A 14,936-nucleotide genomic window follows, 5' to 3' on the forward strand; every position below is an offset into this window, starting at 1 on the left:
TCCCTCCTGTATATATAATTTCGTATTTTATTAGATTACTTTTGCTTCTGTATGGAGCAATGATACAAGTTCTTTTACTTGATCTTGCAGCTCGCCTTGTAACACTTTACCTGCATCTTTCTTAGGAGGTAAGTAGATTTCAATTGTTTTTGTTTTTGCCTCCACATCTTCTTCTTCTAAATCTAGATCATCTAATTCTATGTCTTCAAGCGGTTTCTTCTTCGCTTTCATAATACCTGGCAGTGATGGATAACGAGGTTCATTCAAACCTTGCTGCGCAGTTACTAAAAGCGGTAACGATGTTTCAATCACTTCAGTATCTCCCTCAACATCGCGCTCAATCTTCACTTTTGTACCATCAATTTCAAGCTTTGTAATTGTCGTTACATATGGCATATTTAGCGCTTCCGCTACACGAGGACCAACTTGTCCAGATGCACCATCAATCGCTACGTTTCCACCTAAAATCAAATCTGCTTCTTTATCTTTTAAATACTCCGCAAGTATTTTTGCTGTTGTAAATTGATCGCCATTTTCCACATCATCTTCAATATTAATTAATACCGCTTTGTCGCAACCCATTGCTAGCGCAGTGCGAAGTTCTTTTTCGCTCTCTTCACCACCAACTGTTACAACTGTAATTTCACCGCCATGTGCATCTCTTACTTGAATGGCTTCTTCAATCGCATATTCATCGTAAGGGTTGATGATGAATTCTGCTTCGCCATCATAAATTGCACCATTCTTAATTACAATTTTCTCTTCTGTATCAAATGTTCGTTTCATGAGTACGTAGATGTTCATTCCATTTACCCCCTTATTTTTTAGAAAGATTTCATCAATTTAAATATTCTGTTAATTTATATTAAAAAAATAATGTACTACCTACCGCTAAATGAAGGCTTGCGTTTTTCTAAAAATGCCGCTACACCTTCTCTTCCATCCTCGCTTGTAAATACTTCTCCAAAGATTTGCGCTTCGTGTTGCACACCCTCATAATATTGAGGTGATTTCGTCGTTTGCAATAACTCTAGCACAGCACGAACTGTTGCAGGACTTTTCCCTGCAATTTGTTTTGCAATTTTCATCGTCTCTTCTAACAAGGATTCTTCAGAAAACACTCCATTTACAAGACCCCATTCTAATGCTTGTGCGCCAGTAATCGGCGTGCTTGTTAACATCATTTCACAAGCTTTTGCTTTTCCAACATAACGAGGTAATCGCTGTGTTCCTGCAAATCCAGGGATTAATCCTAATGTTAACTCAGGTAAACCAAGCTTGGCACTTTCAGTTGCAAAACGCATATGACAAGACATAGCAAATTCAAGACCACCGCCAAGTGCCGCTCCATGAATTGCTGCAATAACTGGTTTTGAACACTTTTCTACGCGCTCAAATGTAACTTGTCCAAGCTGCGCCAGCTCTGTCGCTTGCTTTGCGTCCTCAACAGAAGTAAATTCCTTAATATCTGCCCCTGCAGAAAAGAAGCGACCTTCCCCATGAAGAACAACAACCCGAATATTGTCGTCTTTTTCAACTTGATCAATTAATTCAGTTACGTCATGCATGACTTGCGAAGACATTGCATTAGCTGGTGGATGATTGAACGTTACCACTGCAATATGGTCTTCAACTGTTACAGATAGGAATTTCAACTTGATCCCTCCCATTATTGACGATAGCCACAAGCTAAAACAAGTAGCTCATGTACCGTTTTTGAAAGTGCGACCAAATCATATTTATGATCGCTCATTACCCAATTGGTCACAACCTCATCTACTGTTCCAAAAATCATTTGCCTTGCTACACGAACATTCAAATTCGCTCTAAATTCTCCTTGTCCTATACCTGTTTCTAAAATTTCATCTATGACTTGTAAGTATCCTTTTAGTACTTCATTTATTTTAAGGCGTAGTTCTTGGTTGGATTGTCTAAGCTCTAGTTGTGTAACAATAGCAAGAGAATCATTTTGTGATAACAGCAAGAAGTGCATTTCTACCAACATAAATAACTTCTCTACAGCGCTTTCAATTCCTGCTGTTTTTTGACGAATTGTTTCGATAAATTCTCCCATCTTTTCTTGGAATAGGGAAATTAATATATCTTCTTTGTTTTTAAAATATAAATAAATTGTTCCATCAGCTACGCCAGCTTGCTTTGCAATTTTAGAAACTTGCGCTTGATGGTATCCATTTTCTGCAATCACAATTACTGCAGCATCAATAATTTGATTATATTTTGGTCTATTCTTTTTCACTTTACTGTCCCCTTCAAGAAGATGACTGAATGAGTAGTCATTCATATTTTAATATTACTGACTATTTGAAACATTGTCAATCCTATATTTTCAAAAAGAAAGGGCCTTAGCCCGTTTGTTCATCCTCTTTCTTTTTTTGCTCTTCTTCAATAAGAGCTCGTCGTAAAATCTTACCAACTGTTGTCTTTGGTAATTCACTTCGAAACTCATATACTTTTGGGACCTTATAAGCAGCTAAATATTTACGAGCAAATCGATCCAATTCTTCTTCGGAGCAAACTTCATCTTCTTTTAAGACAATATAAGCCTTTACAGTTTCACCGCGATATGGATCAGGAATTCCGATTACAACCGCTTCTTGTACTTTATCATGTTCATATAATACTTCTTCTACCTCGCGTGGGTACACATTAAAACCACTGGCAACGATCATATCTTTTTTACGATCTTTCACATAAAAAAAACCTTCTTCATCCATATAACCAACATCACCCGTATGCAACCAGCCATCTTGCAACACTGCTGCTGTCTCTTCAGGTTTATTCCAATACCCTTGCATAATTTGAGGCCCTTTGACCACAATCTCACCAATTTCACCTGGTGGCAATACTTCTCCTGTTTCAAGCGATACAATACGGGCATCTGTATCTGGCCACGGAACACCGATACTTCCTGGCACACGTTTTTCCCATAGAAAATTACTATGAGTAACTGGTGATGATTCTGTCAGTCCATATCCTTCTACTAATTTACCACCAGTAATCCTTTCGAACTTCTCCTGTACTTCTACAGGTAATGGAGCAGAACCACTAATACAAGCACGAATAGAAGATATATCATATTCTTTTAGAAGCGGACTATTTAAAAGGGCAATATAAATGGTCGGAGCTCCTGGAAATAGTGTAACTTTATGCTTCTTTATTGCTTCAAAAACCATTTTCATATCAAACTTTGGAATGAGTACCATTTTATACCCTTGCATAATACTTAAATTCATCACAGCAGTCATTCCGTATACATGGAAAAACGGCAGCACACCAAGAACAACTTCCTCCCCCTCTACACAATTATATAACCAATGAATTCCCATTAAAGTGTTCGATACAAGATTTTTATGCGTTAACATAACTCCTTTTGGAAATCCTGTCGTCCCCCCCGTATATTGTAAAAGGGCTAAATCATTTTCAGGATCACAAAGCATATCTACCGCTGTATCACGCTCTTTTTCGACTGAATTCCATAGGTGAATCATATGACTTTCTTCAACTTTTACGATGAGATTTGTTCGCTTTCTTTGAATGAATGGATAAATAAGGTTTTTAGGAAATGGTAAGAAATCAGCAATGCGAGTTACAATAATATGTTCAAGTTTTGTAGTGGATTGAACGCTTGCAACCTTTGGAAATACGAAATCCATACAAAGAATTACTTTCGCTCCAGAATCGTGTAATTGATACTCTAGCTCCCGTTCTGTATAAAGAGGGTTCGTTTGTACAACTATCCCCCCTGCAAGTAGCGTTCCATAATATCCAATGACAGCTTGCGGGCAATTGGGTAACATAATCGCTACTCGATCACCTTTTTTCACTCCCAGTTTCTGAATAAAGTTTGCAAACTGCCTCACCTTGCTATTTAATTCTGAAAAAGTAATATCCTTCCCTAAAAAATGAAGCGCTTTCCTTTCTGGGTATCTTGAAGACATCTGCTCTAAATATACATGAAGAGGCTGCGTATCATAAGCAATTGTATGTGGAATTTCCTCTGGGTAATTCTTTAACCAAGGCTTTTCCATTCCTACTCCTCCTTTCATTTTCGTAACTATAAAATGAATGCCCATTCACGATGATTGTTTTCATTATATTATAGCCATAACTCCGTTACAATCATAATATTCTGACTTTTATGCAACTATTCAATACTTTTCCTCTATGTACTTGTTCCCCTATTCATTTATTACAATAGAGGGAACTTCATTACCTAATATTTCTAATTTCAAATCAACTCAATCTAATAATCGTCAAAACGGCTCCAGGGGTAGTAGTTGATAAAGTTGCAACAGCCAATATTCCAAATAGCTGCAAACTAATCGCGTCACCAGCCGCAAGCGTTGTAATAATTGTCGCGCTAAATGAAGTCGTTGCCACTAGTGGGGAATTAATGGTTCCCGCAAGCGGTGAGCCATTAACAGTAATTCGAGAACTTACTAATAACGAAGCTGTTATATTAATTGTATATGAAATATAGTAGTTCCCTGCACTTGCAACAGTAAATACGGTATTCCCACCAGAAACAGTAATACCTGGACCAATATTTTGATTATTTGGAAGCGGTACATTCGTTCCGCCAAGAAGAACAGATATAGCCCCACCAGATGTATTATTGGCAAAAGCGTACGTTGCCGTTACACTAACACCCGTTGGACCAGTTGGGCCAGTTGCTCCTGTTGCTCCCGTTGAACCGGTCGGGCCGGTTGCTCCTGTTATTCCCGTTGGACCGGTTGCTCCTGTTATTCCCATTGGACCGGTTGCTCCTGTTATTCCCGTTGGACCGGTTGCTCCTGTTATTCCCGTTGGACCGGTTGCTCCTGTTATTCCCGTTGGACCGGTTGCTCCTGTTATTCCCGTTGGACCGGTTGCTCCTGTTATTCCCGTTGGACCGGTTGCTCCTGTTATTCCCGTTGGACCGGTTGCTCCTGTTATTCCCGTTGGACCGGTTGGACCAATTTTAGGAACCGTCCCATCGCAGCTAAAACAGCACGAATGAATATATGTTGTTTTATTACAACCACAATTTGTATGAAAATGATTGTACCATTGAGACATGGTGATTCCTTCCTTCATTTTTTATCTTTAACATACACTTTCGTAACCGAATAAAACATTAACTGATTCGGTCTACAACCAATCTTTGATACGCAACACTTTATTCCCCATATCCTAATAGTTATTACATGCAGCAAATTTTATTTTGCTTGTACTTTTGTCTTTTTTTAACGAATTCACTCTTCTTCAACATTGCTTCCTAAATGTATGTACACACTGTAGCAAAGTGACATAAAGTGAACCTTTAATTCGTGGGTTTTTTCTTCATTCCCCACTGATTATGAGCCCTCACCAATCGGGCTTTTACAGGATAAAATAAAAAGAAGGAAAAACGTCTTCTCTCGTGAATTTATCATTTAAATAACCATAGGGGGGGATAACATGTTTCAAACAATTGAGGGCTTTTTAAAAACATGGAAATATGAGGCTGATTCTACACAAAAAGTATTAGAGACATTAACTGATGAATCGTTAACACAAGAAATTACGCCTGATCATTGGACTTTAGGTAGAGTTGCTTGGCATATCGTTACGGCCGTTCCGGTCATTCTATCAGGAACAGGTTTACAGTTTGAAGGGGAGACGAAAGATTATCCTGTACCAACTTCAGCAAAAGCAATTGCGGAGAATTATCGTAAAGTAAATGCATCATTTGTTGAAGCGATTCAAACACAATGGACTGATAAAGATTTAGCTACAATAAATGACTTCTTTGGGCGTCCAATGCCTAATTCTATCTTTTTAATGACTTTAATCAACCACCAAAATCATCATCGTGGTCAAATGACTGTACTTATGCGCCAAGCCGATTTGAAAGTTCCTGGTATTTACGGCCCTGCAAAGGAAGAATGGGCAGCTGCAGGAATGGAAGCTCCCAAAATGTAATAACGGAAAAAGACAAGGGATTGAGAAGAGGGCACTGAAAAACTCCACTTCATAAGAAAGAGGATCCCACCACCTACTATATAAAGGTTATGGGATCCTTTTTAATTTCAACATATTGATAAAATGCGTGTTATTTTCTCAAAGTAACCACTTTTTCAGTGGCCTCGATTGAGAACCTTGTCTTTTTCTGTAACTTGTTTCATGTGAAACTTTACAGCGCATCTTCATTCTCAATATTTCTAATTCCATAATAAGCAATCATAATGCCAATAGCCGCAAGTGCGAATTGAAGCGGAAAAAAGGTTGCTAATGAGAACTCTGGTTGACTTTGACATGCAATCATTACAACAATTAAGGAAGACACAATCGTTGCTGGAACAGAATATTTACGCATACCAAAATACAATGGAATTAAACCTGTTCCTGCAGCTGCAATGGCAAAAGGAATCACTTTTATCCCTTCTTGCATCAACTCCGCTACCGTTATTGTATTCGGAATAACTAGCATATAACGATTCAAAATAAAGAAGACACCTATTACAAAAATATTGGATAATAAAACTGTTACAAACGTTAGCGTTGCCGTGATTAATAGCTTACTAGCAATGATTTTCTTTCGATTAATTGGATACGAAAACATAAGTAATATTGTTTTGTTTTTATATTCTTCAATTACTAGTTTTGCAATTAATACTCCTGCAAAGACAATAAATGTTCCTCGCACCATTGCACTAGCCATTGAAAGCATCATTTGAGAATTTCTTAGTTCTACATCTCCTTCAATTTGTGACACATAGCTTGCAAGAAACAACATCGCAACCATCACTATATTTGCGATGATCGCCCCCTTCACATACCACCCAAGCTTACATTTCTTCATTTCTAGCTTCATAAGTTGCAACATTTTCTTCCCTCCCTGCTTCTATTTTAAAAGCATTCTCATTACAGTTATAATGATATCTACTCCCCCTATCGCCATTAAAAGTAAAAAAGCTTTCTGCTCAGGGCGTCTGTAATATAAAATTCCTCCGATTAAAAGGGCTATAATCCCGCCTATTAGATTAAGTACCAACAAATCCATAATCAGCCCCCTTGCTTCAATTTATTATTCTGAACACATCTCCTATTCCTAGCAAAACAATACTTAAAGTAAACCACTGATTTTCTCATACACTTCTTTTATTTATACAAATCTACTTGTTCAATTTTCCTTATCGCTCTATACGCAATCCTACACAAGCTAGCGCAAGAGGAATCGCGATAATATGAAACAAAGAATATTCACCGTTTATACTTGACGTTACAAGACACATAATGATGATTGCTGATATAAACGTTGTACGAACTGAATAATTCTTCATCCCGAAGTAAACGGGAATTAAGCTAATTCCCGTTACTGCTACTGCGTTTACAAATAGCATAATGGCGTTTTTACTAACAATTGCTGGCGTGAGTGATTCTGTAATAACTGGTTTATATAAATTCAATATATAAAAAAAGGCAAAAAACAATCCCTTCAGAAATGAGAATAAGAAGCAAGGTAACGATCATAATAATACATATTTTAGCCATCCGCATTTTCTTTCGATTAATTGGGTACATAAACATAACCGGCATTGTTTTCGTTTGAAACTCTTGAATAAATTTTGCAATTAAACTCGCGCCAAATATGATATAGATTCCTCTCATAAAAATATCAATGAATCTAAATACTTCATCATAATGTGTAAACTCACCATCAAACATAAGTAATATTACAAGTAGAGAAAAAACACATATCGCAATAAACGCCCCTCTTATAATCGGCCATAACTTAAATTTTATAAGTTCAAATCTCATTAAATGAAGCACGAATCCCCTCTTCATTCACAATATTTAAAAAATATTCTTCTAATGAACTATGTTTTTTGTTTATACTTTCAATTTCCACATCATTCATAATTAACGTTTTAGAAATTTCTTGCTGCATCACGGTCATTTCATACACACGAATCACATTTCCACTCATTATTTTGTAATTCGTTATGTAAAGTTTATTTTCTAACATGTAAGCTGCACGCTTCACATCTGGAACCGAAATTTCAATATACTCCGTTTGTTTTCCATTAATACTCTTCATTGAAACTTCTTTTAGCAATTTTCCATTTTGAATGACCCCAATTGTATCTGCCATTTGCTCCATTTCTCCTAAAATATGACTAGAGACTAATAAAGTAATTCCATATTCTTTACAAAGCATTTTTAATAAGTCGCGTAATTCTCTAATCCCGACTGGATCTAAACCATTGATTGGTTCATCTAAAATTAGTAACTCCGGCTTCGTTAAAATGGCTCTTGCAATTCCTAATCTTTGTTTCATCCCTAATGAAAAGTCTTTTACTTTCTTATTCTCCACGTTTTGTAAATTGACAAGATGTAACGCCTGCTGTATTCCATTCTTATCATAGTAACCCATATATTCACAATGAAGATATAAATTTTCTTGAGCTGTTAATTTTTCATAAAAAATAGGGTACTCGATCATCATTCCCATACGTTTTAACACTTCATATGATGTACCTGTTAACTTCTCGCCAAAAATTTCAATCTCTCCGCTCGTTGGTTTCATTAAATTTGCAATCATTTTCATAATCATTGTTTTACCGGCACCATTTGGTCCTAAAAACCCGTAAATTTCCCCTTTTTTCACATGCATATTTACGTCCGAAATTACTTCTTTTCCTTGAAACACCTTTGTTAACTGATTCGTTCTTAATATATATGTCATTTCATTTTCTCCTTTCTCCTTTATATCTCTAGCATAGACAATGAAGGTCTCTTTTTTCTTACCCCTTCCTTACAAATTCCTTACGCTTAAAAAAGCTTGTAGAATCCTATTTCTACAAGCTAAAAATCGATTTTTCTCAGCATAATCGTAAATACTGTTTTTTCATATGGCTTACTAAAAAGATGAATTTCTCCCCCTAAAGCTTCTACCAGTCGTTTTGTAATTGTGAGTCCAAGACCACTACCTTGATATAGTCGATTCCTTGAATCCTCTAACGTATACATACGCTCAAATACTTTATCAATATGTGATTCATTAATTCCTTTACCGCGATCCCATACATCAACATATACATATCGTTCATCATCGCTTAACGTAATACCAAGTATTTTTCCATCATATCCATACGTAAGGGCATTGGATATTAAATTATTTAACACACGACCTAATACTTCTGTATTCCCAAATGCATACATATTTTTCTCTGGTATATCAATATGTACCTCAAACCCTTTAGTCGTTATCAAATCATAAAACGTTAAAATTTTTTCTCGGCACACTTCATTCATATTCACCTTTGTTATTTCAATTGCTTTATCTCCAGATTCTAATCTCGCCAAATCAAAGAATTTATGAATAAGTTCCATTACTTCTAACGTTTTTACATGTACCTTTTCTAACAGTATGTGTTGTTCTTCTTTATTCATCGTTTTATCTTTATTTAACATTTCCGTATATCCAAGAATAACAGTGAGCGGCGTTTTCAAATCATGAGAAATGTTAGAAAGCATCTTTCTCATCGAAATTTCAACCTTCGCATGATTCGCATTCGTTTTTTGTTTCGCATCTAATAAATGATTAATTGCTACTAATAATTGTTGTAGTTCTTTATCATCCGTTACAACTAATAATTTCTCACCGGTTTGTTGTTTTATAATATTCTCTAATTTTTCATACGTATAACGTATATTCGCACTCTTGCTTTTCCCTATTCTATATTGAAAATAAATGACACCTAATAATATAAAAATAACAATCATGAGCAGAGAAAACATGCTACATCACTTCCAACTTATAGCCAATTCCCCATAATGTTTTAATATATTCTGGATTGGATGGATCTGTTTCAATTTTCTCACGTAATCTTCTCATATGAACGTTAATAACATTATCATCGCCATAGTATTCTTCATTCCAAATGAGATTATATATTTGCGCTTTTGTAAATACACGATTTTGATTCCTTGCGAACAATTTCAAAATTTCGAATTCTTTTAAAGTAAGTTTTAACTGTTTTTCTTTTTTATACACAGTGAAGTTAATCGGATCTATTTTCAAATCACCAATCTCAATCATTTCTTCTTTTTGCTCCGTAGCTGAATACTTTGTAAATCTTCGAATACTTGCCTTTGCTCTCGCTGCCAATTCAATCATAGAGAATGGTTTGCAAATGTAATCATCTGCACCAAGTCCTAGCCCCACCGCCTTATCGATATCTGTATCTTTTGCGGACATCATTAAAATCGGTACAGCGCTTTTTTCGCGAATAATTCTCACAACTTCTAAACCATCTAGCTTTGGCATCATAATATCAAGAATAATCAAGTCAAATGATCCATGAAAAAATTTCGCAACGCCTTCTTCTCCATCAGAAGCAAATGTAACTTGAAATCCTTCTTTTGATAAATATTTCTCGACCATTTCTTGAATCGAAATGTCATCTTCTATTAATAAAATATGACGTGACATGCTCCTATCCCCTTTTTACAAATATTAACAATTTCATTGTATCGTAACTGTTATAAAGTGGAAAGAATTATATGAATGTGCAAACCAACTTCCTTTCCTTCTGTAACAATGATATGATGAAATTTACAGCTCATGTTTGTAATGTACTTTATATAAAGGAGACTCACTATGTCAGAGAATAAAAAAGTAAGCTTGGCGGATTTAATGCGCGGGCAACTTGCGAAGAAAAAGCAAGAAAACAAAGGTGGAGAAAATCTGAAAAATAAAGACCTAGCAACAAAGAAGTTACAAAGTCAACAAACAAAAAAGCCAAATAATCAACGTAGACGTACAGGTGTATAAATGAACGGACAAAAACGAGCGAATATTTCACCTGATCTAGAAGTAGATATTGTTTTAAAGAAAAATCAACGGACTGGTACTCTCACTCGAGGGATTGTAAAAGATATTTTAACAAACGCACCATCTCATCCACACGGGATTAAAGTTCGATTGAAAGACGGACAAGTTGGCCGCGTGCAGCATATTGTGCAATAAAAAAGAAGCTCAATTGTAAATGAGCTTCTTTTTTATTATTATCCTTTAAACTTTTTAATAAAGACTACTTTTAAATAGTTACCTTCTTTAAATTGATCGATTGTACGGAAATCTTCTGGCAAGGAATGTTCTTCTAAAACTTTATACTTACCATTCATCTCTTTAAAAGCTGTATCGATAAAACCTTTAAATTTTTTCATATCAAATGTACTACAGTTTGTAGAAGCAACGATAATCCCGTTGTTTTCTGTAATGGCAATTGTTTCTTTTAATAAGTTTTTATAGTCTTTTGCTGCGCTAAATGTATATTTTTTCGAACGTGCAAAGCTTGGCGGATCTAGTACAACCATATCAAACTTCATCTGCTTCTTTGCTGCGTATTTAAAGTAATGGAATACGTCCTCAACGATAATATCTTGTGTTTCATAGTCAATGTCATTTACGCTAAATTGTTCAATTGTTTTACTTAAACTGCGATTTGCTAAATCGACACTTGTTGTTTTGATTGCTCCTCCAAGGGCCGCGAATACGGAGAAAGCACCTGTATAAGAGAACATATTTAAAACAGTTCTGCCCTTTGCATACGTATCACGAATTTGTTTTCGAACGTTACGCTGATCTAAAAATACGCCTACCATTGCACCATCGTTTAAATACACCGCAAAGTTTACACCGTTCTCTTTGACGAGAAGGGGGAATTCACCACGCTCTCCTACTACAAAGTCGTCTTCTTCAATATATTTTCCTTTTGTATCAAAGCGCTTCTTCTGATAGATTCCTTTGACATTTGCTACCTTTTGAAGAGCTCCAATGATTTCATTTTTAAAGGAATATATCCCTTCGCTATACCAGCTAATCACATAAAACCCAGCATAATAATCAATGATTACACCGCCAAGACCATCACCTTCACCATTTACAACACGGAATGCTGTCGTATCATTTGATTTATAAAAACCTTTTCTCTTATGCAACGCTGATTTTATTTTTCGTTCAAAGAAAGCTTGGTCAATGCGTTCTTTCTCTTTTCTCGTTAAAATCCAACCATACCCTTTATTTTGCTTACCGTAATATCCTTTTCCAAGAAATTGATTTTTCTCATCTAATATATTAAGAATCGTTCCTTCTTCCTGTATGTCATTTACATTTTGAATTGCCTCTTTTAGAATAAGTGGATAGCCACTTTTCAATTGTTTTGTAAATTTTGGTTTTATTTTCACAGCTACTTCAGATCTCATATAATGACTTCCTTTCTACTTAAATGCTTTCTAATGGATTAGGAAGCACGAAAAACGAGGCTGAAAAAAAGCCTCGTTTCACTATACCATATTATCACTTTGTAAGTACAACGAGCTCCTTTTTCAGAATACTCTCGTCGCTTACTCCTCTATCACAACTGCCCTCTTTTGAAACATAGACACAACATATCCGACAAACATACCAATGATTCCTGGAATTAGCCAGCCCATTCCAACGCTATAAAGTGGTATTTTTTCTAAAATAGGTGCAAGTGTTGCAATCTCAATATTCGCATTGTGCAAACCATCGAACAGACTAATTGCAAACGCTCCTATCATCCCTCCTACGTACATCGCTAATGGAATCCGAATATAATTTTCCACAAGAGATAAGATAATCAACACAATCCCAATTGGATACAATGTAATTAAAATTGGTAATGCTAATGCAATGAGCTGTGTTAACCCAAGATTTGCCACCATAAATGCTAATGCACAGAAAATAAAAACGACTGTTTGATAAGGAAATTTTGGTAATAGTTTTGAAAAGAACTCTCCGCACGCTGCAACGATTCCAACAGATGTTGTTAAACATGCTGCTGTGATTGCTACACCTAGTAATAAAGTTCCATATTCACCAAATAAATGATGAACAATATTCGTTAAAATAACACCACCGTTCTCCCCCATTCCAAGAGAAACACTAGACGCTCCTAAATAAGCAAGCGCTAAGTAAATAAGAAATAAGGCAAGCGCAGCAACAATCCCTGCAATAATTGTCACTCGTGCAATCCTTTTCTTATCTGTAACACCTTTTCCTTTTAACGTATTCACAACGACATTTCCAAAAACAAGCGCCGCTAATCCATCTAATGTTAAATATCCATCAATAAATCCTTTGAAAAGTGGGTCTTTATAAGTTTCAGTTGGTGCACGAAACTCTCCAATTGGAGAAATCAATGCTTTCACAACAATAATCACAATAATTGCTAATAAAATTGGTGTTAATACTTTTCCGATGCGTCCCACTAGTTTTGATGGATTCAATGCTAAATAAAATGTAACGGCAAAGAAAATAAATGTAAATATAACAAGTGGATACTGTGCACCAGCTACTTCAGTTGGCAAAAATGGAGCAACTGCCATTTCATAAGCAACTGTGCCTGTACGTGGTACACTTACAAATACACCTAAACATAAATAAATCGCAACAATGAAAACAAGTGCAAATAAAGGATGTACACGACCGGCCAGTTTATTAATATCTCCCTTTAAGGCGATTGCGATGACTCCTAATAACGGAAGTCCCACACCTGTAATGACAAACCCAAATAACGCAATCCATACATTTGTTCCAGCCCCTTGTCCTAATGCTGGTGGAAAAATCATATTTCCTGCACCAAAGAAAAGTGCAAATAACATTAAACTAATTGCAAATATTTCAGATACCTTTAAAGATGACTTCACTTTCATTTACCTCCCTAAATAAACAGAATATTCAGAAACAAAATTCATTACATCCCCTTTTCCATATCGTACTTTCTTTACAAAAGAACGCAAAAAACACCCGTCCCTAACAAAGGGACGAGTGTTGAAATCGTGGTTCCACCCTTATTCTAATAAAATGAATGTATAATAAAAAAATCCATTTTATAGCTCGTGTAAATTGATAACGGTTTTATCCGCCAAGAATTACAATGCACATGCAGTTCACTCTTGAAGTTTAGAGGTGGTAAGTTTATCTTTTCGTATTAGGAAGCTCACAGCCTAAGACCTCCCTCTCTGAGAATCGTAAAAAATAACTCATGTCCTCATCATTACTTTTACAAAATATATTGTCGAAACTTGTTGTTTTTTATTATATGGGGTATTTTAAAAAAAAGCAACAGTTTTATTGTTTCTGACAAAAAACATACGGAGCAAACAACTCTCCCTATAATGCTCCTCGTAACTCTTGTAACTCTTCATCGGTAAGATAGCGCCACTTTCCAACCTCAAGCTCACCTAATTTTATATTCATAATTCGAACGCGCTTTAGTTTTGTTACTGTATAACCAAAAGCACGGCTCATTCTCCGAATTTGTCGATTCATTCCTTGTGTTAAAACGATGCGAAATGTAGAGTCATCTACTCGCGTTACTTTACAAGGCTTTGTCATTCCATCTTTAATTTTCACACCGCAACTCATGCCATGAATAAACCCATCCGTAAACGACTTATCAACAGTTACGACATATTCTTTCTCATGTCCATGATCTCCATGTAAAATTTGATTGGCAATCTTCCCATCGTTTGTTAGTAAAATTAATCCTTCTGATGCTTTATCTAAACGGCCAACTGGAAAGATTCTTTCGGGATAGTTGATATAAGCAATAATATTCCCTTCGATATGTTTCGCAGCTGTGCAAGTGATGCCAACTGGTTTATGGAAAGCTATATATACTTTTTCTTTTTCTTCTTTTTCAATAACTTTCCCATCAACCGTGACAACATCATCGGGTTTTACAAGTACACCATGCGTACAAACTTTATCATTCATTGCAACGCGCCCAGCTTTAATAAGACGATCTGTTTCTCGCCTTGAACAAGAGAGGGCTTCACTTATAAATTGATTAATTTTCATTGTCTATTCCTTTTTCTTATAGATTGTCCAAAAAGAAAAAGCATCAATCTCAAAGCAT

The 14,936-nt window shown here is 35.8% G+C and carries 18 protein-coding genes and 1 other annotated feature; of the genes, 3 read left to right on the top strand and 15 right to left on the bottom strand.

From position 1 onward, the window contains the following. Positions 1 to 30 precede the first annotated feature (30 nt). The 5 genes from etfB to BCER98_RS16285 form a co-directional block, all read right to left on the bottom strand. Positions 31 to 804 (bottom strand): electron transfer flavoprotein subunit beta, encoded by a 774-nt coding sequence (etfB, locus tag BCER98_RS16265; RefSeq protein ID WP_012095682.1) that lies wholly within the window; start codon positions 802 to 804, stop codon positions 31 to 33. 77 nt (positions 805 to 881) lie between these two features. Continuing rightward, on the bottom strand, positions 882 to 1,670 hold the full coding sequence (locus tag BCER98_RS16270; protein ID WP_081428404.1) for an enoyl-CoA hydratase: 789 nt from the start codon (positions 1,668 to 1,670) through the stop codon (positions 882 to 884). Continuing rightward, complete coding sequence (locus BCER98_RS16275; RefSeq protein WP_012095684.1) at positions 1,670 to 2,257, bottom strand: TetR/AcrR family transcriptional regulator; 588 nt, start codon at positions 2,255 to 2,257, stop codon at positions 1,670 to 1,672. Before BCER98_RS16275 ends, BCER98_RS16270 begins: the two co-directional genes overlap by 1 nt. 106 nt (positions 2,258 to 2,363) lie before the next feature. Continuing rightward, positions 2,364 to 4,049 carry a long-chain-fatty-acid--CoA ligase gene (locus tag BCER98_RS16280; protein ID WP_012095685.1) on the bottom strand — a complete coding sequence of 562 codons (1,686 nt, stop codon included), beginning with the start codon at positions 4,047 to 4,049 and terminating at the stop codon, positions 2,364 to 2,366. Between the two features lie 205 nt (positions 4,050 to 4,254). Further along, on the bottom strand, positions 4,255 to 5,079 hold the full coding sequence (locus BCER98_RS16285) for a BclA C-terminal domain-containing protein (protein WP_012095686.1): 825 nt from the start codon (positions 5,077 to 5,079) through the stop codon (positions 4,255 to 4,257). Positions 5,080 to 5,460: 381 nt separating this feature from the next. On the opposite strand from BCER98_RS16285, the gene BCER98_RS16290 reads away from it, so the two are divergent. Then, positions 5,461 to 5,964 carry a DinB family protein gene (locus BCER98_RS16290; protein WP_012095687.1) on the top strand — a complete coding sequence of 168 codons (504 nt, stop codon included), beginning with the start codon at positions 5,461 to 5,463 and terminating at the stop codon, positions 5,962 to 5,964. A gap of 211 nt (positions 5,965 to 6,175) precedes the next feature. Here the strand turns inward: BCER98_RS16290 and BCER98_RS16295 are convergent, their stop codons facing one another. The 7 genes from BCER98_RS16295 to BCER98_RS16315 form a co-directional block, all read right to left on the bottom strand. Next, on the bottom strand, positions 6,176 to 6,868 hold the full coding sequence (locus BCER98_RS16295; RefSeq protein WP_012095688.1) for an ABC transporter permease: 693 nt from the start codon (positions 6,866 to 6,868) through the stop codon (positions 6,176 to 6,178). Positions 6,869 to 6,886: 18 nt separating this feature from the next. Then, a complete protein-coding gene (locus tag BCER98_RS22650; RefSeq protein ID WP_094396565.1) occupies positions 6,887 to 7,045 on the bottom strand; it encodes a hypothetical protein in 159 nt (52 codons plus the stop codon). Positions 7,046 to 7,175: 130 nt separating this feature from the next. Next, complete coding sequence (locus BCER98_RS23230; RefSeq protein ID WP_235436500.1) at positions 7,176 to 7,475, bottom strand: hypothetical protein; 300 nt, start codon at positions 7,473 to 7,475, stop codon at positions 7,176 to 7,178. Then, positions 7,438 to 7,830: an ABC transporter permease gene (locus BCER98_RS23235; protein ID WP_306464851.1), complete on the bottom strand. Its 393-nt coding sequence runs from the start codon at positions 7,828 to 7,830 to the stop codon at positions 7,438 to 7,440. Before BCER98_RS23235 ends, BCER98_RS23230 begins: the two co-directional genes overlap by 38 nt. Continuing rightward, positions 7,793 to 8,731 (bottom strand): ABC transporter ATP-binding protein, encoded by a 939-nt coding sequence (locus BCER98_RS16305; protein WP_012095689.1) that lies wholly within the window; start codon positions 8,729 to 8,731, stop codon positions 7,793 to 7,795. Before BCER98_RS16305 ends, BCER98_RS23235 begins: the two co-directional genes overlap by 38 nt. Positions 8,732 to 8,850: 119 nt before the next feature. After that, positions 8,851 to 9,786 (bottom strand): HAMP domain-containing histidine kinase, encoded by a 936-nt coding sequence (locus BCER98_RS16310; RefSeq protein WP_012095690.1) that lies wholly within the window; start codon positions 9,784 to 9,786, stop codon positions 8,851 to 8,853. Between the two features lies 1 nt (position 9,787). Next, on the bottom strand, positions 9,788 to 10,480 hold the full coding sequence (locus tag BCER98_RS16315; protein ID WP_012095691.1) for a response regulator transcription factor: 693 nt from the start codon (positions 10,478 to 10,480) through the stop codon (positions 9,788 to 9,790). 168 nt (positions 10,481 to 10,648) lie between these two features. Here BCER98_RS16315 and BCER98_RS22655 point away from each other — a divergent pair, with 168 nt between their 5' ends. Continuing rightward, positions 10,649 to 10,822: a hypothetical protein gene (locus BCER98_RS22655; protein ID WP_012095692.1), complete on the top strand. Its 174-nt coding sequence runs from the start codon at positions 10,649 to 10,651 to the stop codon at positions 10,820 to 10,822. Next, entirely contained in the window at positions 10,823 to 11,017 is a 195-nt protein-coding gene (locus BCER98_RS16320; protein WP_012095693.1) for a YwbE family protein, read from the top strand. A 38-nt stretch (positions 11,018 to 11,055) separates the two neighbouring features. Here the strand turns inward: BCER98_RS16320 and BCER98_RS16325 are convergent, their stop codons facing one another. The 3 genes from BCER98_RS16325 to BCER98_RS16335 all read right to left on the bottom strand — a co-directional run bounded on the left by BCER98_RS16325 (position 11,056) and on the right by BCER98_RS16335 (position 14,878). Beyond that, the gene (locus BCER98_RS16325; RefSeq protein WP_012095694.1) at positions 11,056 to 12,255 is read right to left on the bottom strand and encodes a class I SAM-dependent rRNA methyltransferase; all 1,200 of its coding nucleotides are present in this window, start codon (positions 12,253 to 12,255) and stop codon (positions 11,056 to 11,058) included. Positions 12,256 to 12,396: 141 nt separating this feature from the next. Further along, complete coding sequence (gene brnQ6 / locus BCER98_RS16330) at positions 12,397 to 13,722, bottom strand: branched-chain amino acid transport system II carrier protein BrnQ6 (RefSeq protein WP_041810571.1); 1,326 nt, start codon at positions 13,720 to 13,722, stop codon at positions 12,397 to 12,399. Between the two features lie 110 nt (positions 13,723 to 13,832). Next, positions 13,833 to 14,082: a binding site (T-box leader), on the bottom strand. Positions 14,083 to 14,188: 106 nt separating this feature from the next. Next, positions 14,189 to 14,878 (bottom strand): 23S rRNA pseudouridine(2604) synthase RluF, encoded by a 690-nt coding sequence (locus BCER98_RS16335; RefSeq protein WP_012095696.1) that lies wholly within the window; start codon positions 14,876 to 14,878, stop codon positions 14,189 to 14,191. Positions 14,879 to 14,936: the final 58 nt, after the last annotated feature.

It is taken from the genome of Bacillus cytotoxicus NVH 391-98, from assembly GCF_000017425.1.
In the GTDB taxonomy this organism is placed as follows: domain Bacteria; phylum Bacillota; class Bacilli; order Bacillales; family Bacillaceae_G; genus Bacillus_A; species Bacillus_A cytotoxicus.